The 23841-nt window shown below is 34.1% G+C and carries 29 protein-coding genes; 19 read left to right on the top strand and 10 right to left on the bottom strand.

The window, feature by feature from the left end; translation table 11 throughout:
- Window positions 1–10: 10 nt before the first annotated feature.
- From Q1V95_RS10145 to Q1V95_RS10120, 6 genes are all read right to left on the bottom strand, one after another.
- Window positions 11–1447 carry a hypothetical protein gene (locus tag Q1V95_RS10145; protein ID WP_300673343.1) on the bottom strand — a complete coding sequence of 479 codons (1437 nt, stop codon included), beginning with the start codon at window positions 1445–1447 and terminating at the stop codon, window positions 11–13.
- Window positions 1448–1600: 153 nt separating this feature from the next.
- Window positions 1601–2323 carry a hypothetical protein gene (locus tag Q1V95_RS10140; RefSeq protein ID WP_300673342.1) on the bottom strand — a complete coding sequence of 241 codons (723 nt, stop codon included), beginning with the start codon at window positions 2321–2323 and terminating at the stop codon, window positions 1601–1603.
- 9 nt (window positions 2324–2332) lie between these two features.
- Complete coding sequence (locus Q1V95_RS10135; RefSeq protein ID WP_300673340.1) at window positions 2333–2683, bottom strand: hypothetical protein; 351 nt, start codon at window positions 2681–2683, stop codon at window positions 2333–2335.
- Entirely contained in the window at window positions 2680–3753 is a 1074-nt protein-coding gene (locus tag Q1V95_RS10130; protein WP_300673339.1) for a DUF6688 family protein, read from the bottom strand. The genes Q1V95_RS10135 and Q1V95_RS10130 overlap by 4 nt, the downstream gene beginning before the upstream one ends.
- Before the next feature lies 1 nt (window position 3754).
- Window positions 3755–4138 (bottom strand): DUF2809 domain-containing protein, encoded by a 384-nt coding sequence (locus Q1V95_RS10125; RefSeq protein ID WP_300673338.1) that lies wholly within the window; start codon window positions 4136–4138, stop codon window positions 3755–3757.
- Window positions 4135–4713, bottom strand: coding sequence for a hypothetical protein (locus tag Q1V95_RS10120; protein WP_300673337.1), 579 nt, complete (start codon window positions 4711–4713; stop codon window positions 4135–4137). Before Q1V95_RS10120 ends, Q1V95_RS10125 begins: the two co-directional genes overlap by 4 nt.
- A 50-nt stretch (window positions 4714–4763) precedes the next feature.
- Between Q1V95_RS10120 and Q1V95_RS10115 the strand changes: the two genes are divergently transcribed.
- Window positions 4764–5141 (top strand): energy transducer TonB, encoded by a 378-nt coding sequence (locus Q1V95_RS10115; RefSeq protein ID WP_300673335.1) that lies wholly within the window; start codon window positions 4764–4766, stop codon window positions 5139–5141.
- A 3-nt stretch (window positions 5142–5144) separates the two neighbouring features.
- Here Q1V95_RS10115 and Q1V95_RS10110 read toward each other — a convergent pair whose 3' ends face one another.
- Window positions 5145–5681, bottom strand: a complete 537-nt coding sequence (locus tag Q1V95_RS10110; protein WP_300673333.1) for a hypothetical protein — start codon at window positions 5679–5681, stop codon at window positions 5145–5147.
- Window positions 5682–5700: 19 nt separating this feature from the next.
- Complete coding sequence (locus Q1V95_RS10105) at window positions 5701–6423, bottom strand: hypothetical protein (protein WP_300673331.1); 723 nt, start codon at window positions 6421–6423, stop codon at window positions 5701–5703.
- Between the two features lie 48 nt (window positions 6424–6471).
- On the opposite strand from Q1V95_RS10105, the gene Q1V95_RS10100 reads away from it, so the two are divergent.
- The 9 genes from Q1V95_RS10100 to Q1V95_RS10060 all read left to right on the top strand — a co-directional run bounded on the left by Q1V95_RS10100 (window position 6472) and on the right by Q1V95_RS10060 (window position 13778).
- Window positions 6472–7350, top strand: coding sequence for a hypothetical protein (locus Q1V95_RS10100; RefSeq protein WP_300673329.1), 879 nt, complete (start codon window positions 6472–6474; stop codon window positions 7348–7350).
- An 11-nt stretch (window positions 7351–7361) separates the two neighbouring features.
- Window positions 7362–7769, top strand: a complete 408-nt coding sequence (locus tag Q1V95_RS10095; protein ID WP_300673327.1) for an immunity 70 family protein — start codon at window positions 7362–7364, stop codon at window positions 7767–7769.
- A gap of 211 nt (window positions 7770–7980) precedes the next feature.
- Complete coding sequence (locus Q1V95_RS10090; RefSeq protein ID WP_300673325.1) at window positions 7981–8604, top strand: hypothetical protein; 624 nt, start codon at window positions 7981–7983, stop codon at window positions 8602–8604.
- Between the two features lie 26 nt (window positions 8605–8630).
- Complete coding sequence (locus Q1V95_RS10085) at window positions 8631–9014, top strand: hypothetical protein (protein ID WP_300673322.1); 384 nt, start codon at window positions 8631–8633, stop codon at window positions 9012–9014.
- Between the two features lie 16 nt (window positions 9015–9030).
- Window positions 9031–9447 (top strand): hypothetical protein, encoded by a 417-nt coding sequence (locus tag Q1V95_RS10080; protein WP_300673320.1) that lies wholly within the window; start codon window positions 9031–9033, stop codon window positions 9445–9447.
- A 16-nt stretch (window positions 9448–9463) separates the two neighbouring features.
- A complete protein-coding gene (locus tag Q1V95_RS10075) occupies window positions 9464–10867 on the top strand; it encodes a hypothetical protein (RefSeq protein WP_300673319.1) in 1404 nt (467 codons plus the stop codon).
- 3 nt (window positions 10868–10870) lie between these two features.
- Window positions 10871–11128 carry a carboxypeptidase-like regulatory domain-containing protein gene (locus tag Q1V95_RS10070; RefSeq protein ID WP_300673316.1) on the top strand — a complete coding sequence of 86 codons (258 nt, stop codon included), beginning with the start codon at window positions 10871–10873 and terminating at the stop codon, window positions 11126–11128.
- Window positions 11129–11265: 137 nt separating this feature from the next.
- Window positions 11266–13218 (top strand): hypothetical protein, encoded by a 1953-nt coding sequence (locus Q1V95_RS10065; RefSeq protein ID WP_300673314.1) that lies wholly within the window; start codon window positions 11266–11268, stop codon window positions 13216–13218.
- On the top strand, window positions 13215–13778 hold the full coding sequence (locus tag Q1V95_RS10060; protein ID WP_300673311.1) for a YdcF family protein: 564 nt from the start codon (window positions 13215–13217) through the stop codon (window positions 13776–13778). The genes Q1V95_RS10065 and Q1V95_RS10060 overlap by 4 nt, the downstream gene beginning before the upstream one ends.
- Window position 13779: 1 nt before the next feature.
- Here Q1V95_RS10060 and Q1V95_RS10055 read toward each other — a convergent pair whose 3' ends face one another.
- Complete coding sequence (locus tag Q1V95_RS10055) at window positions 13780–14409, bottom strand: hypothetical protein (RefSeq protein ID WP_300673309.1); 630 nt, start codon at window positions 14407–14409, stop codon at window positions 13780–13782.
- 159 nt (window positions 14410–14568) lie between these two features.
- On the opposite strand from Q1V95_RS10055, the gene Q1V95_RS10050 reads away from it, so the two are divergent.
- The 6 genes from Q1V95_RS10050 to Q1V95_RS10025 are packed head-to-tail and all read left to right on the top strand — an operon-like array spanning window position 14569 to window position 18515.
- Window positions 14569–15036, top strand: a complete 468-nt coding sequence (locus Q1V95_RS10050) for a hypothetical protein (RefSeq protein ID WP_300673307.1) — start codon at window positions 14569–14571, stop codon at window positions 15034–15036.
- 21 nt (window positions 15037–15057) lie between these two features.
- Window positions 15058–15600 (top strand): hypothetical protein, encoded by a 543-nt coding sequence (locus Q1V95_RS10045; protein WP_300673304.1) that lies wholly within the window; start codon window positions 15058–15060, stop codon window positions 15598–15600.
- Window positions 15601–15610: 10 nt separating this feature from the next.
- Window positions 15611–16738, top strand: a complete 1128-nt coding sequence (locus tag Q1V95_RS10040; RefSeq protein WP_300673302.1) for a hypothetical protein — start codon at window positions 15611–15613, stop codon at window positions 16736–16738.
- A gap of 15 nt (window positions 16739–16753) precedes the next feature.
- The gene (locus Q1V95_RS10035) at window positions 16754–17275 is read left to right on the top strand and encodes a hypothetical protein (RefSeq protein ID WP_300673300.1); all 522 of its coding nucleotides are present in this window, start codon (window positions 16754–16756) and stop codon (window positions 17273–17275) included.
- A gap of 4 nt (window positions 17276–17279) precedes the next feature.
- The gene (locus Q1V95_RS10030; RefSeq protein WP_300673297.1) at window positions 17280–17777 is read left to right on the top strand and encodes a hypothetical protein; all 498 of its coding nucleotides are present in this window, start codon (window positions 17280–17282) and stop codon (window positions 17775–17777) included.
- Window positions 17778–17780: 3 nt separating this feature from the next.
- Entirely contained in the window at window positions 17781–18515 is a 735-nt protein-coding gene (locus tag Q1V95_RS10025) for a hypothetical protein (protein ID WP_300673295.1), read from the top strand.
- Between the two features lie 2 nt (window positions 18516–18517).
- Here Q1V95_RS10025 and mutS read toward each other — a convergent pair whose 3' ends face one another.
- On the bottom strand, window positions 18518–21106 hold the full coding sequence (gene mutS, locus Q1V95_RS10020) for a DNA mismatch repair protein MutS (protein ID WP_300673294.1): 2589 nt from the start codon (window positions 21104–21106) through the stop codon (window positions 18518–18520).
- 169 nt (window positions 21107–21275) lie between these two features.
- Between mutS and Q1V95_RS10015 the strand changes: the two genes are divergently transcribed.
- From Q1V95_RS10015 to Q1V95_RS10005, 3 genes are all read left to right on the top strand, one after another.
- A complete protein-coding gene (locus Q1V95_RS10015; RefSeq protein ID WP_300673292.1) occupies window positions 21276–21809 on the top strand; it encodes an RNA methyltransferase in 534 nt (177 codons plus the stop codon).
- A 417-nt stretch (window positions 21810–22226) separates the two neighbouring features.
- The gene (locus Q1V95_RS10010) at window positions 22227–22880 is read left to right on the top strand and encodes a CBS domain-containing protein (protein WP_300673290.1); all 654 of its coding nucleotides are present in this window, start codon (window positions 22227–22229) and stop codon (window positions 22878–22880) included.
- Between the two features lie 3 nt (window positions 22881–22883).
- Window positions 22884–23753 (top strand): NAD kinase, encoded by an 870-nt coding sequence (locus tag Q1V95_RS10005; RefSeq protein ID WP_300673288.1) that lies wholly within the window; start codon window positions 22884–22886, stop codon window positions 23751–23753.
- The last annotated feature ends 88 nt before the right edge of the window (window positions 23754–23841 follow it).

Here is a 23841-nt window from a genome sequence, read left to right as displayed (position 1 = left end):
TCAACAATGTTTAAGTATCCCACAAAACTTTATTATCTCGGAGACTAAGCCAACCATACTTGCCATTTTTGTTTTTAACACGAAAATAGTTAGTACCTTTTTGCTTTAGCTCCGCAAATTCTTGATTATTCACAATGCCATAAATCCCAAATCCATTTTGTGACTCGAAATAAATTCTGCCTTTGAGGGTATAGATTTTCTTGTATTTAATAGGAAGCTTCTCGAACAACCCAATTTCTGATGGAGGCAACACAACATCCTGTCTAATATTTTTGCCAATGGAATCCATTTTTTCTGGTTGCGCTGTAACAATAGGAATTTGATACATGCCGCACAAAGCATTTTTACATACATATACCATTCCCGATTCGCTAATCCAACTTTTGGGACCTGCTCTATTGTTTCGTTCTACAGAATCTGAATTCGTAGCAAAAATTAGACAGGCATCCTTGGGAATATTAGTAATAACAAAGTCTTGATGGTAATAGGGATAACCGGCGTCATGTCTGTACGCTTGCAAATAATATTCACCTTTGTACAGCGAGTCATCCTTTTTGATTGTAATACTTTCGGAATAGGTTGTGAGACCGCAATACTCATTCACAGGCTGCTTGTAATACTCTTTCAAAATGTTGCCATTAATATCATAAACATTTAGCTCATTCGCTTGGATGACTTCTAAGCCATTACGATCAGGAAATACTTGTCGCACATTCTTTATCGGAAGTTCTTTGAAATAGGTGTTGTAGATTTTATAATCATTGCCATTCCTTCCAACAATGAAATATTGATACTTATAGATTGTATCAAACTTAGTAGGCAAAACCTTGTCACCAAAAACATCCTTCAGTACGTACTTTCCTTTGCCTTCAGGTTTCACAAATAAATGCTTGTTTGTTACCAACCAAAATTTGTCTGGATTACTAACATCCAAAAGATTGTTGAAGTTGATAGGATTTTTGTTAACAGTCTGGTATTCTTCATCCCAATCACCAATCATTTTTAGACCATCTTTAGCATAATAAATGATTTTTTGCGCACGATCCAAAATGATAACATACTTGTTACTCCCAAGGTCAACAATGTAATAACTGCTATTTTCTGGATATACTTTTCTAAAATCTCCATAGATCTTTGTCTTATAATCTGCCAAGTCTGTGTCATTAAGATCATAATCTACTGCCTCAAAAAAATTGGGATGCATCAAAAAGTAAGTAGAACGATGTTGATGGCTAATCGTAGTAAAAGTTGATTGTTTTAATTTCTCCATTATCTGTGGCAACGGCAGACTAACAATGTTATCTTTATTAATCAAGTGTATTTCTCTATCCGCAATATTTAACGGCCTAATATCCTTATCGATTTCTAAAGTTTGCGAAAACTCTTCTTTGTCATCAGTAGCCAACTCCAATTTAAAATCAACATCGTGGTACTGGTTATTTCCCACCTTTTGGTAAAATTGGACTATGCTTCCATTAAAGCAAATATCAGTAATCCCTGTATTGCTAAATACTTTTTGCGCCCAAACAAAAGTTGAGCTTAAACAAAAAAATAATAAAAATACTTTGAGATTCATGACTTGCTATTTGTGCTTACGTTATCACTTATATTCTTTTCCATTAAATTTTAAAACAGAATTCTTTTGGCTTTTGGTGGTTTTTGATTGGCAATTGCCTTTTACAGGTTTTCTGATAAGCTTTTCGACATCTGTTTTTAGTTTAAGATTATAGAGACCATTGCTTTTGGTTTGGTTATCAACAGTGATGACCGAGTTTTCTGTGGTCGACTCGCCAGCGCATTTCATGTCCCACTCACCGTTACTACTGTAGACTTCAAAACTATTTAATATTTTGTTAAGTTTATTATTTTCAATAAGATACAAGCTTAGTTCTTCTGTTGAAAAAGGATTGGGACCACTCATATTGTGTGTATTTGCGCGGACGCCAAAAGCCCTTTTTTGGTCTGCAAGAATGTAAAGTCCTGTATCAATTGTTAAACTTGATAAAATCATAGCATCCGAAACCCAAGCACCAGATTCGAAGTTTTTGTAAAGAATTTTTCCCGAAGTATTGTCGACAATCAACACATAAGCATCCATGACCATATAGTCATCTTCGTTGGTTGTGTATTTTGGAATGAGAAGAATGCTTTGCGAGTTATTATTGGGAATCACTTTTTCTGCAAATAAATCTAGGTTAATTTGAGATTCCTTTAGATTGAGTTGCTGCAAAGCTTTTGTTAAAAGAACGGATTTTTTTTCTTGCCCAAAAATAGTTTGGGTCAGTAAACACAAAGCAAAAAGTAAGACTAGTTTTTTCATCATTTTAAAATTTTAAAATATTGAGTCTCCAATGTTAATTACTGCTGTGCAAAAGCAATCGCGACTTGTGATTTGACAAATGAGATAGGCGATTGGTGCACTTAGGAACAATAGAAAAAAGGCATCAATTTTTACAATATTGTAGTTTTTGACTTTTAGTTTTTTAAAAATATCAAATAGGAAAATTAGCAACAACACCAGCAAAAGTCCTGTTGCCAGAAATGCAATACCGAGACCAACATCGGTAGGATGCTCGCGCTCCATATTATGCTTAAAAGCCATTTGCGCATAAAAATACAATGCAACAAGTGGAATCACAATCAGTAGTAATCGTTTCAAGAAAGATTTTAGTAAAGGCTTCATCTGTATTGCTTGGATATTTTGTGTTCGGGATTTGTTTGTAAAAGATATAAAGAAATCAGAAATAAAACTTCCAAAGGTTTCATCAAAATGTAAGTGAGATTTGACCCAAACTCGGAGTTGATTTTTTGGGAAAGATTATAACCGTATTTGTCATAATTGCCACGAACAAATTGATGAATTTTTGGCGAAAAGTCTTGCAGCATTTCTTCGAACGCATTGGCAATTTGTAATTGTCGATTGACAATAATTGGACGAGAATGTCGCTTTCCGATGTACAAAGGTTTTACCAAATTCGGATTACCTTTTGCCGCAACAGTACACAGATAATGTCCTGTGTGATCCAATATTGGAGGATGCGATTGTTGCGAAAATGTCCAAGTTGTGGTGTCTGTAAAAACTTTAATTAGCGAGTTATAGTCTTGCCCAAACAGCATCAAAATTAATGTAAGTACTATAAATACAGGAAGTAGAAAAATCCACGCCCAAATTGTGATATCATATTTTTGAGATAAAAACCGATTGCAGTTATTGAGGAATTTATTTTTGTAAGTTCGGTTTTGCGAGATGTTTTTTTCTTCATTTAGAATTTTAATCCATAAATAAATCCCAATAAACATATTGAATAAAGGCGCCCAAATGAAAAAAAAGCTTCCATCGTTTCCTTTGAAATCACCTAGACTTTCCGTGTTGTGAGATCCGATTTGTAATAGCACAACAAAGCTAATCACAACACCAATTATTAATATTATTAAACTTAGCACCAAAGTCAATGGCGGAAGATTTCGTCCCTTTTTCCAAATAAGAAATGCCGAAATATTATAAATGACAAAGTAAAAAAGCAAACTAAAAAAATGTGTGCCACCAAATGGGATGTAACAAGAATCTATTGGATCAATCGCAGTCGTATAATCTGCGGAATGTATCATCAGCCCAACAATAAAAGCTAGAAACGTCACAAAGTAACCAACAAAGAAAATGACTTCCCAAACCGAAATTCGTTTTTCCTTTAGGCTTTTTGTTGTCAGAATAATTACAATCGCTAAAATAATTACAAATAAAATCGCTACCACATTAATTGTTTTTTGATTTTACTAAAACTTCAATTAAATACAGAATTAATCCGCCTGCCAAATAGCACAAAATATCAATCCAACTAAAAGAGTTGCCGAGGACAATCATCATAATTTTATTGTCTTTGAAACCTAAAACTTCAGCAAAATGAAAGTATTGCAAAAATTCGACGATACAAGAAAATATCAAAAGCGCTATTATTAATTTGGTGTTGTTAACTTCTACAAATGCTTTAACAAAGTAGTACATCAACATTACCACCAGAACGTCTCCGAGATATGCTCTAACAAAGAAAATATCTTTAAAAGTTGTTGCAATAAGTACTTCAATAACGAAAATAATAATCGCAATGATGAGGTTTTTAAAATTGAATTTTAATTTCATAGTTTGTTTTCTTTTTTTATTCGGCGATACTCAAGGTAGGCAAGACAGAGATAATAGCTCGTAAACATAAAGAGTTTTCCAGCCATGGATGCGACCATAGCATCTTCGATTTTTTCGTGTTGTACAAGACCTGTACTTTCTAGGATACTTTCAAAAACGAAAAAAAATGGCAGAATGGCAAACGCAAGAAAAAGTCGAATCGTTTTCCATTTTAGAATTTTTCCGCGCTGGTCGTCATCAATACTAAAAAATAGCATTTTGTTAGCGAAAAGTAATGACACAAATGTGTTAATAAAAACCGTGTTAAATCTAAAAGCAGTCCAAAAAACAATAAATCCCCCAATCAGTACTAAGGACATGATTATTCTTCTAGCTTTTAATGGAAAAAACAAAATAATGGCAGTTGGCATGAAAAGAAACACATCATAAAACCAAAGATAGATGTAGCTTGCTTCGGCTTTATCCGAAAATGAGCTTGGGAAAAGCACAATCATAAGGTACTGAAACGCTAAAAGTACGTAGGTTACGACACTGGCATATTTTCCGAGAAAGCTTTTATTTTCGAGGATGTTCATTAATGTGTTTTTAAATTTTCTCTAAAATACTATATTTACAAAAACAATTTATGAAAAAATACCTTTTGTTTTTAATGTTAGTAATGACTTTGCCAGTTTTTGCGCAAGTTATTAATGAGGCTGCGCCACCACAAAAAGTTGTGGAAGAACAAGCAGATTATCCTGGCGGCACAAGAGCTTTTCAAACCAAAGCTGCAAATTTGGTCGAGGTAAAACTTCCCACAGGGATTTATTCTTCGGTGGTTCGATTTATGGTTGACCAAGACGGTGATATCACCAATATTACGGCAACTGGTCCGAGTGAAAAATTCAATGAGGCTGTGATAAAAGCTGTTAAAAAAGTTGGCGGTAAATGGAAGCCTGCAACGTTAAATGGCGCTACAGTTAATAGTTTTTTCAAATTTCCGTTTAAGTTGGAGGTCAGCTAGGTTCTACTTTAAAACTTTCATTTCTACTTTTTTCAGTTTCATGTTTTCATCATTTGGGTCAGTTTGCATGCTGTAGATGACTCCTTTTTCGACAAAGACTTTGTTGAGCAAATCTTTATTGCTGAGTGGCTCGCATTCATTTGAAAACATAAATGGCTCGAAAAGTTTCTTCCAAACACCATTAACATTTGTGAAAGTACTGAAAGTGTAAGTACAGCCATTCATTGGTGCTTGTACAACAGAGATTTCATCCAATCCATCGCCATTCAGGTCGCCTTCATTTATTAAAATCACTTCGCAACAACCTATTTTTAAAGCTTTAATAGTTTTCGAATTGGATAGCAAAGTATATTCGTCTGGAACGCCATCTTCAACTGGATTGCCGTGTCCTTTTTTACTTAGTTTTACAAAAAGATTTTCCGTGTTATTTTTAGTGCTGAAATGACCTTCGATTTTTTCACCAATTGTTGGTTTAGTTGATTGAGCATTAGATAATTGCAAGCCTAAAAGTATTGTTGAGATATACAGTGTTTTTTTCATTTTTTAAATTTAAATATAATCAATCAAAAAGCGTTCTTTCATCATAATCGGCAATATTGAAATTTCCATTTTTATAAACTGCTGAGGTTTTTTTATTGTTGGGATCGTCAAAGAAAATCTTCTTTTTGGAAGCATCAAATTGAATCTTTCTTGTCGGAATTTCTTCGTGGTCGGTAGGCGTTTCGACATGTGTAAAATTACAAATGCTCAATTTTTTCTTTTTGTTAAAAGCCGATTTCAAAATATATTTTCCAGAAGTCAATTGATATACAGAAGCATAATTGCAAGAAAACACGAATTCGTCCATTTGCTTAATGATTAAAAACTCCGCCGGCGAAAGATTGTGGACTTCCGTGAAGTATTGATGGTATTCGTTTTCTTTTAAAATGATCTTGTTATTTTTTACCAAATAGCTCCAATTATACATGGATGAGTCACTTAGACGATAAAGCTTAATGTCTTTATTTTCAGAAATATAGGTGGCAAATTCGTAGTTTAAGGTATCAACATTTTGTTTGAAATTATTATAATTTTCTATTGCTCCACTTGTGATGGCTTTTTCAAAATCTGAGGTGAAAAGTTTTCGCGCCTTTGTTAACTCTTGCTCGCTATTATCAAGGTTTTGTTTATTCTTTTCGTAATTCAAAAGACTCGAAATCAGTGATGACTCTAAGTTCTTTTGACCAAAAACCGAAATTGGAATTATATACAAGAAGAAAAGAATCCAAAGTTTTTTCATCATCAAAAATATTGGTGTTTTGTAGAAAAGGAAATTACAAATTTTAGAATTATGATTAAAAATAATCTTTACGAAATAAAAATTCAGTATTTTTCTTTTTTAAAACGAAGTAACATACAAATGACAAATAAAGGTCTCCAGTGGATTTTTGTTCTAATGCTGTTCTCGATAACAGCTTGCAAAAAGAAAAATTCAGCTGATAAAAAAACAAACGAAGTAATATCAAATACTGGTCAAATAAAAGATTCTGTAAAATCTAATAATGGGGAAGTTGACCAAAAGTCGCTTGTCGATTATTATTTTCAAGCAAATGGCGGCAGTATTTTGTATTTGAAAGATGGCAGTATGAGAAGTTGTGCACGCTGCGATTCGGATGTTGCCGAACTTCTTAATACAAAAGCTTATTATTCTTACAAAGCTTTTGATACTTTCATTCTAGAGAATAAATCGAGAACTGAGTTTTTTGACGAGTCGGGGAAAATTGATCGCAGTTGGAAGATTATTAAAGGAATAGGTATTTCTTACGACCACGAATTGATTTCTTACACAGAAGCGCCCAAAAACCTAAAATACTTGGAAGATGTTAAGGATACAAGACTCGTTATTTTCGAACCAGAATACAAAACTTTTAAAGACCAAAACTCTAAAGAAGCAGAAGAATATTTCATAGCAATGGACGATTGGAATTGGTATTCTAACGAGCTTAACGAAAGTTTTCAAGAATTGAAAATTAAAACACAATATCTTAAAAGTCGTTATGTGTCAATTCCGATTGAAAATAATGAAGTCCTAAATATCGATACATGGAGCAATATTAACGGCACAAAAACTCAGGCTTTGCTATACAAAAAAGGTCATCGTCCTTTGATTATTTCGATAATTAGTTCCTCGAATGATTTTGACGAAATAAAAAACTATTTAAAATCTTAAACACAACTGTTATGGCTGGTCTTAGAACAAATACATCTTTCTACGAAATTGGTTCGGGAAGTTTTCTGCATTGTTTCTTTTCGAATATTGCTTATCATCTAGAAAACCAAAAATGGGGAAGTCGTTTTCCGACAATTATGCATGATTTGTATTACAAAAAGTTGAATCCTGAACAACTAGAAAATGCAAAAAATGAATTGAAAACGATTCAGGAGGAATTTAAAAATTTTGCGCCTTCAACGGTGATTTGGGACATTGAAGATTTAACGAAACGTCCACCTTGGGGCGATAATATTGCCAGTCATATCACAGATCTTTCCAATTACTTTTGGACAAGCGATGGACAAAATCTTTTTGACGTTTTTAATAAAGCTCTAAATGACGCCATCGAGTCGAATAGTGATTTGATGATTAGCTAAAATTTGAATCACAACGCGAAAAATTAAGACCTAAAAAACCAAGATATATTATGAGTACAGAACAGTTTATTCAGGCTTATAAACTTTAAAGTTCGGCTTTGCAGGGATAGTCACATACCAAACAAATATTGGACTTATAGTACTTTGTACGACTTGGGATATGGCGAATGTGACACTGGACAAATAATTAATGATGATCTTAAATAAAATAATGAAAACATACATTACTTCAGAAGAATTTAGAACAAAAGAAATTAAAAATCTCAAAAAACTTAGGTTAATCTCAATTTTATTTTTGGCCTTTGTTAATGCTAGCATCATTGGATTTTTTCTTTATTTGTTTTATGACGCATACCGTGATAAAAATGTTTCAGAAAGCTTTATTTCCTATGTCTCGCCGACAATTTTTTATTTGGAGTTTATTTTGATTGTGCCTTTGGGCAGCGTTTCATTGTTGATTTATAATCGTTTTAACCTTTTTATAAAAGAATTGGAAGATCTGGACGACGATTACTTGCTTTTGTATCAGCAGTTTACTAACTTTTCTTATCGTCTATTTGCACATATTCCGCTTTATTTGATTTCTCAAAAAGGTTTAATCTTGGTCAAGAATTTCAAAAAAATAATTATCCCAGCGCAAAGTATTTCTGTGATTAAAATCTATCACTCTAGGATAGGAGGAGGTGGTCAATCAAAATGTATCGTGTCTATTTACCATGGCAACAAAAATGTTGATAGCATAACCTATTATGATGCATATCCGAGATCCGTCGATTTCTTAAAAGAAAATATTGATGCTCTTGATATTAATATTAGGATTCAAGAAAATTCTTAACTTTATTAAACACAAAAACACAATTTATGAACTCGAAATCATTTTTAATGCTTTTCGCTTTTCTTGGTATTTTGTTTATTAATGCTCAGATAAAGGATGATGTTACGATTGTTGGAAAATGGCAACATGTTTCTACATCAGGAAGTAATGGCGCAAAAATGTTTACGAACAAAGTAAAAAACGGCAACATTCTAGAATTTTTTCCCTCAAATAAAATTACGGATAACAAAGGCCATTCAGGTTTTTATAAACTGAATGGCGAAAAATTGGAAATCTCGCTTGATAAAAAAGTGAATTACTTTCGTGTATTTTTCAATGGTAAAAAAGAGATGAACCTTTCGCCAGTAACTGCTGATTATCAAATAATTTGCGACGAGGGTTGCAGTGATAAATACCAAAAAATAAAATAAATACTAAATGTCGATTATGAAAATAACTTCTTTTTTATTGCTGTTAATTGGTTTGTTAAGCTGTACACCAACTGCGCAAAAAACCAACATCAAATCGATTTCGGTAAGCACTTATGGTGGCGATCGGGGATATTCTCGAAGCGTGAAAATTACTAAAGATTCGATTTTTAGTGACACGAGCATAGCTGTGGATTCTACTGAGAATTCGTCGTCGAAAAAACTTAACACACAATACAAGCTTCAGGATTTAGTAAGTGATGCTCAGCTTGATGAACTTAACATAATTAAAAACGGGGAAAGTCGCCAACCAGTTGACGGAACCGATACTTCTCTGATTATCGAAACTGACAAGAAAACGTTAACAATAACCAACGGAGAAAGCAGTGGACTTTGGCGCAAAATTGTCGATAAAATTAATAGTTTTGATAAGTAAGATTTAAAAAATATTAATGAAAAGATTTTTAATACTTTTTAGCTTTCTCATTGTTAATCAAAGTTTTGCGCAAAAGAAATTGCAAGACGCAGATTGGGTTGCCATTTTATCAGGCAATATCGAAGCTTACCAAAAGTACCATATCAAAAATCTAAAACTTACGAATAATACAGAATTCGTAAAAAATATCTCTTACGACAAGCAATCAAAAAATCTTTTAATTCATAGCACCGAAACAGATGTCAATTATTGGTTTGATGACCAGAACAGAATAAAAGAAATTAAAACCGATGTCGGTTCGTACAATTTTGGGTTTAGAGATTCAAAAATTACTGAATATCGAATAAAAACCGAATCTCAAGATTCGATAATAGTGGAGAGAACACTGCGTTTTCCTTATCCTAAGAATCCAGAAATCGAATGGTTTGAGCATTTTAAAACCAATAAAAAAACGAATAAGAAACAACTTATTTCGTCTCAAAAACGAGTACTAAATCCTAAAGACAGTCTTTGGGGATATGATGAAGAACGAAACTATCAGAATTTTACAAGATTGTATTTTAATAAAACAAATGTGAGTTTTAAACAAGAGACGCCAAATAATTCAACCTACGATTCGACTTACACATACACGAGTGGAAAAAGCTATCATTTGCTAGAAACCAAAGTAGGTGATTCCCTGCAAAGACGTATATCCAAAGGTGACTCAGTACTCATTTATTATAAATTAAAGGATAAATTATATTTAAAAAAGGCTTATGAAAATGGTGGGATAATGCAAGAACTTTACTATAACCAAAACAATGAAAAGCTCGAAAAAACTGTAGATTACACCTATTATCCCGTAAAAAATAAAGGTTATAAAATGCTTTGGGAAATTTCCACAAAAGATGAGAATACTCAAAACATTATCAAAACCTTTCCTAATAAAAAATATTATCGTCTTAAAAACGATATCCTAATTAAAAGGAAGAGATGGTTTACCAAAACAAAGGTACATCTTGGAAGCTGTGGCGCTACGTGTAGAAGAATTCCACTACGCGATTATCTTTACGATATTACTTCTACGTCAATAGTTGTAAACACCCAAAAACTTTTAGACTACCTAGATACTTTTGTAATCAACGAAGATTTTCAAGCTAATGATGTCGAGCAAGCCTATTTTCAGGTTCAGTTTTCCAATAATTTCGAAAGTAAAAAAGCTATTTTTTCAGGAATGTATAATCCGACAAAACTTTCAAATGATACAAGCCGTGAAATATATCGATTACAAAAATATTTCGTTCAAAAAAATGACTTAGTAAAAGATTGGAAAGTAGAACTAACAACCGACGACGGCAAAATCTACACAACTGATGTTTTGCCATTACTCGATAAGCTTGTCTACAATGTTGATTTTATGATTTCTCCACAACAATAGAATATGAAACTAAAACATACAAATATTTATTTAGGTTTATTCCTACTGATTTTAATGTCGAGTTCTTGCATCCAGAGACTTAGGCGTCCTGATATAACAGGAAGAGTTCTGGATTACAACGGAAAACCGATTGAAAATTGCATTGTTGGGGAAACCAAAACTGATAAAAATGGAAACTTTCATTTACCAGCGGAAACATACAATGCGTTCTTGTTATCGGAAATATTTGTCATGGAAGCGCCCCCAATGATGGTCGATTAGGTGGACTTGATAAAGCGAAACAACAGAAAATCGAGGATAGCAATCAAGAGTTTCTTGTGGTTATCATCAATCCTGAGAATGCAAAAATTCTGCACGAAGATTTGAGATAGATATTATTTTAAACTAAATTCAGGTTTATGAATAGTCTAGAAATTCTTCAAAAATATGGACTTCAGGAAGTCGGCGTCAATTATGCTTGGATCGATTGCGAGGATTTTGAAGTCAGTGAAAATTATCTTCTGTTGTTGGAAGATTTGGCGACCATCAGCAAATCCACTTTCGAGCCTCAAGATGCAGAAATCTTGCAGGAAGCTTGGACTGATGATGATGCTTATTATGTTGTAGATGTCGTTTTTGACTGCTTTTCTAAAGCTCAGAAAATTCGACTTTTGGGCGAAGAATGGTTTGATATTGATTTTATCGTTCAGATTAATGCCATTTTAAAAACTCAGAATATTGATTCGCAGTTTTATCCCATTAAGACTGACGATCAAACGCTAATCATTGTTTTTGCGAATTCAGAGCTTTATCAACAACTCAAAGCTGAAAATATTATCGAAAACATTGATGTTTTAAAGCTTGAAAAACCTGATGATTTTGAAAGTTTAGAATTAAAGCAAGCCAACGAAACAGATCGATTTATCCACGAAAATTGTATCGGAATCGATTGGAAAATGTCGATTGATGATACGATTTATAATCTTAAAAATAAACTTCCACAATACCGAGCACTTTTTGAAAATCAAAATATAAAGTCCTTAGTCGATAATTATCATTTTGAAAGTGCTGATGTCTACATGCCTGCTTTGGGACAAGAGTTGAGCGCTTTGGACTTTCTACTTTACGAAATTGAAGAAGATAGCGATCGTTACTGTCTTTATTTAACACCAAAAAATGACGCTGCCAATTTTGAAACTTTGGCAACAGAAAAGAATATTCCTTTTATATTGCTAAAACAAGACAGAAAGGAGATTGGACAGTCGGCTTCTGTGCTTAAAGCGGCATCAGAACTTAAGTTCGAATATTTGCCAATGAAAGGAAGAGCCGATTTTGCTTTTCCGATGAGTGTTTTCGAAAAAGATTGGATAAGTTTGGGACAAGATTCCAATGGAGACGGAATCTATATTGGTCACGATTATAGTTTTGTAAATCTTGAAAGTTGGCCTCCACATGAGCATTCGCTTAAGTTGGAATACCAACCATCAGGAATTAATTATTTTGAATATTCAAAAACCAATAACTTATTTTGCGCCGTTTTTAGCAATGTAAAACTGGACGAAAATAATAATAGAATCCGTTCTTCTTCGGTGAAAATTAGCAGTAATCCTTACAAGATTGAAAACTGGGAATCTGTTGTTTGTGAAGAAGAAATTCCAACTTTGGCAAAGGTTTTTTGGATTGACGAACATGTTATCTTGGCGCATAGAAACAAAGCTTGGCTCATCGAAAATGCTGCTAAAGGTGGAAGAAATTGCACTAAAATTTGGGAAGATCAAAAGCCAGCAGATTCTAATTTTTATCCTTGCAAAGTTTCGATTCATGCTTTTAAGGATGTTTTGAGTATTAACGGACAAGTGCTTTTTCTAAACGAGGAAGAAACGACGACAGGATCTTGGCTTTTCAAAAAAACAATTAAAAAGTTTGTTCTTAAAAATCTAATGGCAATTGGTGATCCGATTCATCAAGGTGCGATTTCTTTTGAAAATCTAAAATTGGTTTATTTGTGTGCAAATACTTTGGTTGAGGTTGATCTTAAAAATCGCAAAGTTTTGAAATCTTGTCAGCTCGAAAGAATGGACAAGAAAACAGAATTTAAAATGTTAAACGACGATTGGGCGGTTGTTTACCGATATGCTTATGCGCACAAAGACTATGATCTTGCCCAATTTTGGAATGTCAAAAAAGATACTTGGCTTAGGTTAAAATTCGGCAGTTTGGGAAAACATGATTTTAAAGATATTTTGCAACATCCACAAAATTATGTTTTAATTTCGAGTGATAATGGAATTATTAAAATCGATGATTTGATAGAAAATCTCGAACAAGATTCGGGGAATCATTTTCAACAAAACTGGAAAACCTACGAATGAAAAAAGTTTTAAAAATCGTTCTCGGTCTGCTTCTCGCTTGGTTTGTTCTGCATTGTTTGTACATTACTTATGACGGTCTACACGACAAAAAGCAAAATGCTGAGGTTGCAATCGTTTTGGGAAACAAAATCAACGAAGATGGTATGCCGTCGCCTCGTCTCAAAGCACGATTGGACAAATCGGTGGAACTTTATCAAGATAAAAGAGTCAACGAAATTTTGGTGAGTGGCGGGCTTGGGAAAGAAGGATTTTGGGAAGCCAACGAAATGAAAAAATATTTGGTTGCACAAAACATTCCATCAGAAAAAATTCTTGTTGACAATTATGGCGACGACACCGAAAAAACCGTAAAAAATAGCATTCGAATAGTGGATAGTTTGGGCTACAAAAGCGCAATCAGTGTTTCGCAATATTTCCATCAAACGAGGACAAAAGCTTTATTCAAAAAAGATGGTTTTAAAAATATTGAAAGCGTAAGTCCTGATTACTTCGAATTGCGTGATTTATATTCACTTTTTCGAGAATTTGTGGCTTATTACAAAGAAGTGATTTTTGGCTGACTTAGCTTTTCTTTTCTAAGAGATTGACAATATCTTGGTCTTCAATTAACCTCGCATAATCCAAAGCCGAACTTCCGAATCTATCCTTGCGATGCGGATCTGCTTTATGTTTTAGAAAGATTTTGATGACTTCGAGAAGATACTTTTTAGATTTTAATTTTGCTTTTAGGAGAATAAATTCTTTATCATCGGCTGGTGTTCCCTCAATTCTCGGCATGACGGCAAGATTTAATGGTAGCATTCCAGCTACGCCAAGATTTGGGTCGACGCCTTTTTCTAATAAATGATTGATGATTTCAATGTTAAACTCTTGACTTGCAGTATTAAGTTGCTCCAAATCATTTTGACAAGAAGCGTTTTTGACAAGTCCCAAATATTGTTTGAAATAATAATTCTCGATTGCAAAATTAACCCAATAACAAGGATTAGTGCCCGTCGCTGTATTAGAAAACATAAGGCTTTTGCTTTGTTTAACTTTTTTGTCGTCGTAACGATGCAAAGCTTCAATTAACACGTCGCGCTCTTTCATCACAAGGCTTTGCGTTGGTAAGATTTCGACTTCCTTTTTTATTTGCCCAAAACCAAATATACAAAAGCAATACGAAAACAGTAAAATACTTATCTTTTTCATATTTGTGTGTTGATGAAACGGTTTTTATTTTAAAAATAAAGGTGTTTCGTTCTCTTAAAGTTTAAAATTTAAGAAAAATGTTTTTGTGTTTTAGTAAATATACTGGAAAATATTGAGATGAAAACAATCTAATTGTATATTTGAAGAAATGATGATGCAATGAAAAATTTCCTGACGCTCTGTTTAGCGCTTTTTTCGATTGGTCTTCTTTTTAATTGTCATAAAAAGGAAGTGATTAAAAAAGACATTCTAAGCGAAAAAAAACAACACAAAAACTTGTCTGATGCAAGCAATACTTTGTCCTCAAAAATAGAAGTTTTGGAATTGAAAAATGTCCCTTTTGGTTGTGCTTGCGCCGATTGGATAAGGAAAAATGATTATGAAGCGCTTTCAAAATCTAAGGAGCAATCGTCTGGACAAGAGAAAATGTTTTTTATCGAACCTGCCAACGACTCTTTAGCTGTTCCAAAATATTTTGACCCAAGTTCTCAACTCATCATTGTTAAAGGACAATTTTATACAAAACCAGATTATCCCAAGAGTTTGGAAGCAGACGAAGAAATGACAACGACATTGAAAAAAGCGCCTGTTTTTCGATACACCGAAATAGAAGTGAAACAAAACTGAGATATAGAAAAACCAAAAAATATGAAAAACCAACATTTATTCTTACTTTTAATTTTTTTGGTCGTCGCTTCTTGTGCTAAGACATCAAAAGAAAATAAAAAAACACCCAAGAAACACACTTGGGATTTCACGCAAAGTGTTTTTAAAGAGCCTCATGTTCAATTGTTAAATGTGTATGATGTTTTCAGCGTTGATAAATTATCAGACAGTTTAATAGTTTTAAATACAAGTCTTTTTAATGGATGGAAGGTTAAGAGAACCCAATTTTCGGATACTTTGCAATTATCAGAAAACTTCATTGTCAAGGATAACTTAGGTAATAATAGCTCTCAAATTTTATCTTATACAAAAACTAAAAGCAGAGCTAATGATTTGTTCTTTCAGCTGGTGATTGACGCAAAACCAAACTTAGAACACTCTTTGGAGAAGACGGGTAGAAAGAATGGAGATATCGAGGAAGTAAAACCCAAAATAGATACAATGTGGTATTTTAACTATCGTGGAAAATTGTTCATCAATAAAAAAGAGCTAAAATACTTTAGTGATGATTTGTACTACAAATAAAAAACAAAAAATGATAAAAAAGATATTGGTCTATGCCATAATGTTTTTTACGCTTCAATGTTGTCAAGGTCAAGAAGCTGAAACGTTCTGGCGTTCAAAAAGCATTTCTAAAGTTGATAATTCTGAAATTTCTGCATTTAGCAATGCTTTTACTAATGAAGTTTTAGCGACTAATATTCATCTTTCCAAAAATGGCGATGCACTTCAATTGGACTTTCCTGAAAGTAAAAAGATTAAAATTTCGGACCTCAAATCGCTTTCAAATGTGAAGCTAGAAAATGGCGTTTTGTTGGATAGCATTTATGATATCGATGTAAAAGATAAGCTTCTGAATATAAAATTCTATTTTAATGGAAGAGAAAAAAAGGATCGCTACATATTGTCCTTTCAAACTATGGATAAAGCTTCTTATTCTAAAGAGGTTGCAGAATTACAAGCTTCTCAAAAAAAGCTTATCGAAAGCCTGAAAAGCTTAGAGATTTCAAAACTGGATCTGCAAACAAAATGGCCAAGTTATTTTGATAAGTCTGTAAATATTGATGCGCTTAATTACCATCAAACAGCAGAATTGCTGGCAAGCAGAATTGCAGGATTGCAGTCTGCGTCGATGAAAAATGAAGTAAGTGTGGATGCTTTTCCTATTTTTAAATACCGAGAAGTTTCTATTAAAAATTCCAACAAATTAAATTTCGCGGCTGTCAAGTTTGCTGGCGCTGAATTTAATAATTTAAAATATATTTCAGACGCTGAAACAGAGAAGCCTGAAGCGATTGTTTTTTCAGACAGTCATTTGACGAGCAAACAAATAGCGGATGTTTTTAATAAATTAAATTCTCAATTTGGAAAGCCTGAAATTGTACCAACGGACTATTCGTCATTTTTGGCTTTCACTTGGAAAGATGCCAATAATATTGTCAAGATGGTGCTAACCGAAGACGATTTGGATGCGGACGAAATTCCAGCACTTGATGCTGAAAAGTTGAAGAAAAATTCTGATGCCGCATTTTTGTTAAAAGAATACTCGACGCAGTTAAAGAAACCAAATGTTACTGTAACGCTGGTTTCTAATAAATTGTCAGCAATAATGAAAGGGAATTTGAAAAATGGAGCCAAGCCAAACGTCGAATATAATTATTAGGAATTTATGAAAAATATGGCTCAAAAAATCGGTCTCTTTTTTTTGATTTTCTGTTTAAGTTCTTGTGAAAAAAAATACGAAATCGCAGACGTGGGCGGACGTACAAGCGATGTTTCGTCATACATCAAAAGCGGCGAATATAAGGCTGAATTTTGCAAAGGCAATTTAGAGCGTCTTATAAAAACAGGTCCCAAAGAATTTAGCAAACAAGATGAAGACACTTTGCAAAAAAAGTTTGAAAATTGGGTCGTGGATTTTAATCAGAGACAAAAAGGAAAAGGCAAAAATCTGGCGCCAAATACTTTAAGCCCAATCTTCGCCAAAACACATTACCAATACTCATATTTCGCGCCTTTTGGAAGCCTATTTCATGTTTATAGAACGGATACTGGATTTAGTATTAACAGTATTAAAAATGTCCGACTTTTTATTCGGTTAGACGAGCAAGGAAATTTTGTAGATACACAATTTAGCACAGATGCTTGGGTGATAAATCAATGTGGAGATCCTATCAATTCAGAAATTCAAGAGTTTTAATACAATGGCTTTTATCTACCAAAATATAAAATTTCTATGCATTAGTTTGTTGCTTGTTTTGTTGCAACTAATTGTATTTTCGGATTATTTGACCATTTTTAAATGGGGCGAAATCAAGGTAAAAGGAATGGCTTGTACTTGTCCAGATTTGAAAGTTGAAAGCGGAATCTTTTACTTAAAATCAATTACGCCTGAAAATTTTAAAGCAAAAAATATTAACTATTCTGAAGTTTATGTAACCGAAAAATCCCTATCCAAATTTCCCAAAACCGATGATTCTTCTGCGATGTTTGATGATTCTTTCATCAAAGCAAAAGTGGTCGATCTGCGTCAAATTGATGGCGAACCAACATGGAATCTTGTTTTGGAAGTTAGTGAATGGCGAACGATTGATGGTTTTATAGATTTAATAATTAAAGTTTTATTCGCGATAGAGATTCTTATTTTCTTCGTAATTTTAGGAAGAAAATATTCGAAATTTAAAAACACAATAAATTTTTAAACGATGAAAAATATCCTATTGAATCTTGTCGTACTACTACTTTGTAACACTAATATTTTTGCTCAAACCAAATCATTCACCGCAGTTATCAACGATCCCGATCATTATACCAATGTTCGTAATTCTGAAAATGGAAAAGTAATTGATAAACTTGTTGAAGGACAAATGTTTTATGTTATAAATGTAAATGTAGATCCCGATTGGTATCAGATTTCTTATCCCGATCCGAAAGAACAAAAGAAAGCTTTCGAACGTTTTTACAACAAAGTTAAGGAAGGTTATATCCACAGAAGTAAAGTCAAGTTCTTGGACCAACTAAAAAATCTATCGGTTAAGGAAATTAAAAATGGCTATATATTCTTCGACGAAAATTTTAGTTTAGAAGTAAGCACAAAAGATTTTGATGTTAAAAAACATAAAATAACGAAAAATGAATATCGTTATGTTGCGAAAATTGATGACGCAAGACCTTGGGGAATCGACGGCAATATTCTTCCTGACATGAATGAGTTGGACAAAGTGATTGTAACGTATAACAAGGTCAAAATTCCGTTTCCCAAAGAAGCTATCAAAAATATGTTTCAGTTTACTTTAAATCCCAAATATATCGGTGTTTCGAAACTAGACAATCATACATACTTTTTCTATTCGCAAAACAGCGATGGCGCAGGCTCTTACGAAAGTGTTTGGAAAATAGTTGACGGAAAAGTAGTTCAGCAGTTGATTTCTCAATTTTAAAACTAACCACCAATCATTTTTTTGATGGAGTTTAACTTCATCAAAGCTTCAATTGGCGTTAATGTATTGATGTCGATTTTCGTTAGCTCTTCACGAATATTTTCTAAAACGGGATCATCCAATTGGAAGAATGACAATTGCAGATTTTCTTCGGTGACACGTTTTATTTTTTCGCCAGAATTCTCAGATGAAGTTCTGTTAGACTCTAAAGTTTTTAGAATTTCGCCAGCTCTATTAACCACTTTTGAAGGCATACCTGCCAATTTCGCCACGTGAATACCAAAGCTATGTTCGCTACCACCAGACACTAATTTTCTAAGGAAGATAATGTTGCCTTTATTCTCTTGAATTGACACATGGAAGTTTTTGATACGCTCAAAATTCAATGTCATTTCGTTGAGTTCGTGGTAGTGCGTTGCAAACAAGGTTTTGGCTTGTGACGCGTGTTGATGCAGATATTCTGCGATTGCCCAAGCGATGGAAACGCCATCATAAGTTGAAGTTCCGCGACCGATTTCGTCTAGCAAAATGAGGCTTCGCTCCGAAATGTTATTTAGGATATTTGCGGCTTCATTCATTTCCACCATAAAGGTTGACTCGCCCGCCGAAATATTGTCGGTGGCGCCAACTCTGGTAAATATCTTGTCCAAAGTCCCAATTTCTGCGTGTTTAGCGGGAACAAAACTTCCAATCTGTGCTAACAAGGCGATAATGGCAGTTTGTCTCAGAATCGCCGATTTACCCGCCATGTTGGGACCTGTTACCATAATAATCTGCTGCGAATCTTTATCTAAAAAAATATCATTCGGAATGTATTTTTCACCGAGTGGAAGCGATTTTTCGATAATTGGATGGCGTCCCTCTTTGATGTCAATTGCAAAACTATCATTAAGAATAGGCTTTGTATAATTGTCTTCAATGGCAAGATTTGACAATCCAACTGCACAATCTAATTCGCCAACAAGACGCGAGTTTTCTTGGATTTGGTCGATGTAGATCAAAACTTCTTCGCAAGAATTTCGGTAGAGTTGAAGTTCCAGTTGCGAGATTTTTTCTTCGGCACCGAGAATTTGACTTTCGTATTCTTTAAGTTCTTCGGTGATGTATCGCTCGGCATTTACCAAGGTTTGTTTTCTAATCCAATCCTCAGGAACTTTGTCTTTATGCGTATTTCGGACTTCAATATAATAACCGAAAACATTATTAAAATCTATTTTTAAACTCGAGATTCCTGTGCGTTCAATTTCTCGGGCGCACATATCGTCCAAAAAGCCACGACCTTTATTTTGCAAACCGCGCAAGTGGTCTAACTCTTCAGAAATCCCTGATTTAATAACATTTCCTTTATTGATGTTAACAGGCAAATCTTCGTTAAGATGTGTTTGCAAATATCGAATGAGGTCTTCCATATTATTGAAAGGATCAATCCACGCCAATACATCTGGGAAATTGTGAAGTTTAGCTTTTATCTCTTGGATATTAATAATCGATTGGCGAAGATAACCTAATTCTTTCGGTGAAATCTTCTCCGCAGCTAGTTTACCAACCAATCTATCCAAATCGGAAATGCCTTTTAGAAGTTCTTCAATTTCGTATTTTAAATGATCTTCTTTATTTAAAAATTCAATCAGGCTTAGTCTTCTGTTGATGTCGCTGATATTTTTTAATGGTAAAATCAAACGTCTTCTCAGTAAACGTCCGCCCATTGGCGTGCTGGTTTTGTCAATGATATCGAGTAAAGATTTACCTTGATAATTCGATGAATAAACGATTTCTAAATTTCTTAAAGTGAAATTATCCATCATCAAATAATCGTCTTGCGGAATATTTTGGATTTTGGTGATGTGTTGCAAAAGCGCGTGATGTGTGTCTTCCACCAAATAGGCGAAAATGGCACCTGCGGCTGTCACACCTAACTTTTGCTCTTCAATCCCGAAGCCTTTAAGCGATTTTGTTTTAAAATGTGAGTTAAGTTTTTCGTAAGCATAATTATATTGATATGCCCAATCTTCTAGTTTAAAGGAATTTTTATTTTTTAACTGACTAGGAAGTTCAGTTGTTCTTTGATAAATAATTTCGCTCGGATCAAAGGTATGAACAATGTGCAAAAGTTTTTCTAATGGTCCCTCGCTAACTAAAAATTCTCCAGTCGAAACATCGACCAAAGCCATTCCGAATTTTTCTTTTTCCTTGTGAAGTGAAAGTAGGAAGTTATTTTTCTTCGATGTTAAAACTTGGTCGTTAAAAGTAACTCCCGGCGTCACCAATTCTGTAACACCACGTTTCACAATACCTTTCACCATTTTCGGATCTTCCAATTGGTCGCAAATTGCAACGCGCATCCCAGCTCTTACCAACTTTGGAAGATAAGAATCTACAGAGTGGTGCGGAAAGCCTGCCAACTCGATGTGACCATCGCCGTTAGCACGTTTGGTTAAAACAATTCCTAAAATCTGGGAGGTTTTGATGGCGTCTTGGCCAAAAGTTTCGTAGAAGTCGCCAACACGGAATAACAACAAAGCGTCTGGATATTTAGCTTTTATCGTATTATATTGACCCATCAACGGAGTTTCTTTCTTTGCCTTTGCCATAATCAAAAATTGGATTTCAAAAATACGAAATTCGTTTAGGCTTGGAAAGTTTCATTTAGATTAAAAAGAAATATTGTTTCTGGTGACTGTCAAAATCTAGTTTTTTATCTTTGCGTTTTGGATTTGTCGTTTCAAGAAATGCAGATTCATAAAGTTTAAAAATAATATTGTGGCTAGAAAATTAAAACTTGAAGAATTAGGAAGAATCGATATCGAAACCTTTAAGGAAACGGAGAAAATTCCTTTGATAGTCGTGTTGGATAATGTGAGAAGTATGCACAATGTTGGCGCAGCTTTTCGTACAGCAGATGCTTTTTTGATTGAAAAAATTATCTTGTGTGGGATTACGCCGCAACCGCCGCATCGCGAAATTCACAAGGCTGCTCTAGGCGCCACCGAAAGTGTAACGTGGGAATACGAGGAAGATGTAAAGTCAACGATCAAGAAATTACAAGAAGACGATTTTATCGTTTGTGGTATCGAACAGACAACTGACAGTGTGCTTTTAACGGATTTCGAAATAAATAAGGATAAAAAATATGCCTTAGTTCTCGGAAACGAAGTAGATGGTATTAGTGATGAGATTGTTTCGGATTGTGATGTTTTGCTGGAGATTCCACAGCTTGGGACGAAGCATTCTCTTAATGTAAGCGTGTGCGGAGGCATCGTTATGTGGGAGTTTGCGAAAGCGCTAGGTCTATAAAAACAAAAAACTGCATTAGCAATTGCCAGTGCAGTTCGAAATAAATCTAATAAAAAGTAAAAATGAAAGGCGACAAAGGTAAGCTTTTTGTTTTTTAAAAACCAAATGTTTTAACAAAAATATTATTCGGAGAATAATAAATTAGTGAAAATTTGGGTTTTGCTGGTAAAATTGAGACAGGGTTTGATGCAAATAATTTTTGAACGTCCACCTGATCACCTAAATTTGTAAAACAATGTCATTCAGAGCGAAGCGAAGAATCTTGAATGTTTTGATTATTAGAGATTCCTCCTCCGTCGGAATGACAAGCTTTGTTTAATAAAAATGACGGAGGAACGATTATGGACAACGATAAAAATTTTGTCAAAATATTAAAACAGACTCTAAGAATTCGAATGCTTTTTTTAACTTAGCAATATGTATATAAAAGACTATTTGTCCAAAGATTTTCCAGCTTTCAGTGTTTCGGATTCTATTGAAGAAGCGTCGGAGTTGGCGAAGGAATTTGGCTACTCACATGTTTTTATAAAAAAGAAAGGCGTCTACCTTGGTGCATTAAGTCAATCTTTTTTGGAAGATAGTCCGGAAGGACATTTGGGAAGTCTTGCGATGCACTTTGAGAAATTTGCGATTTCGGAAGATAGTAACATTTGGGATTCTATAAAGTTGTTTCATACTTTTAATACCAATGTTGTCCCAGTTATTAATAACGACGAAAAATTTCTCGGCTATATTTGCTGTGATGATATCTTTAGCGAGTTTTCGAAATATCCAATCTTTTCGGAAGCTGGCGCCATATTGACGGTGCAGACCAATAGTCTACATTATTCGATGGTGGAAGTTGCAAAGATTATCGAAAGTAACAATTCTAAACTTTATGGTTGTTTTATAACAGCTGTTAAAGAAGATCACATCGAATTAACTTTAAAAATTAGTCAAGACAATCTTAGCTCTATCGATGAGACTTTTGAGCGTTTTGGTTATACAGTGATTAATAAATTTTATAACGACCAAAAGGAAGATCTGCTAAAAGATCGTTTTGGGTTTTTCCAAAAATACTTGGAGTTTTAGGCTATGGTTGCAGCAATATATTCTCAGAAGAAAGATTTTGATAGCTTCTTGTATCTCAACAAGTTTATCTCGGAGTTGGAATTGAGACACATCCCAATTGTGTTGCATGCAGACATGGCGAAAAACATGAAATTCTCTAGTAGTTACGACACATTTCGAACTAAAGAAGATCTGAAAGCTAAAGGCGTGGACTATGTTTTCAGTTTTGGAGGCGATGGGACAATCCTTAGCGCGATGTCTTTTATCCAAGAGTTGGAAATTCCGATTGTAGGGATTAATATGGGAAGATTGGGTTTTTTGGCGAATTTTAAAAAAGAGGAAATCTTTAAAGAAATTGATGTTATCTTAAAAGGAGATTATACAATCAGCAAGCGAAGTACTATAAAAGTAACGACCTCGAAACCTAATTCTATTGATTTTCCGTACGCGTTGAATGATGTGACCTTGTCGCGACAAGAAACAACATCCATGATCACGATTGACTCTTATATTAACAATGATTTCCTTAATGTCTTTTGGGGCGATGGTTTGATTATCTCGACGCCGACAGGTTCTACAGCTTATTCTTTGAGTTGTGGTGGTCCGATTATTTCGCCGACCAATGATAATTTTGTTATCACGCCGATTGCGCCACACAATCTTAACGTTCGTCCTTTGATTGTTAATGATGATGCGAGAATCACATTAAATGTCGAAAGCCGATCAACGCAGTTTACTTTGTCATTGGATTCGCGATTGTATTATATGGACATCGGTAACGAAATCTATCTTGAAAAGGGGGATTTTTGTCTAAATCTTATTATTCCGAATAATTTTAGCTTCTACGAAACCATTCGTCAAAAACTGCTTTGGGGGATTGATAAAAGAAACTAATATTTCGCAATAGGGATGGCAGCGGCATCCTTTGACCGGAGTGAGGCGGCGGAGCGCAGCGGAGCCAACCGAGCGGAGGGAGAAGATA

Source organism: Soonwooa sp. (assembly GCF_030151385.1).
Classification (GTDB): Bacteria; Bacteroidota; Bacteroidia; order Flavobacteriales; family Weeksellaceae; genus Soonwooa.
Note: the sequence above shows the minus strand (reverse complement) of the source record. Positions and strands in the feature narration are given on the sequence as shown.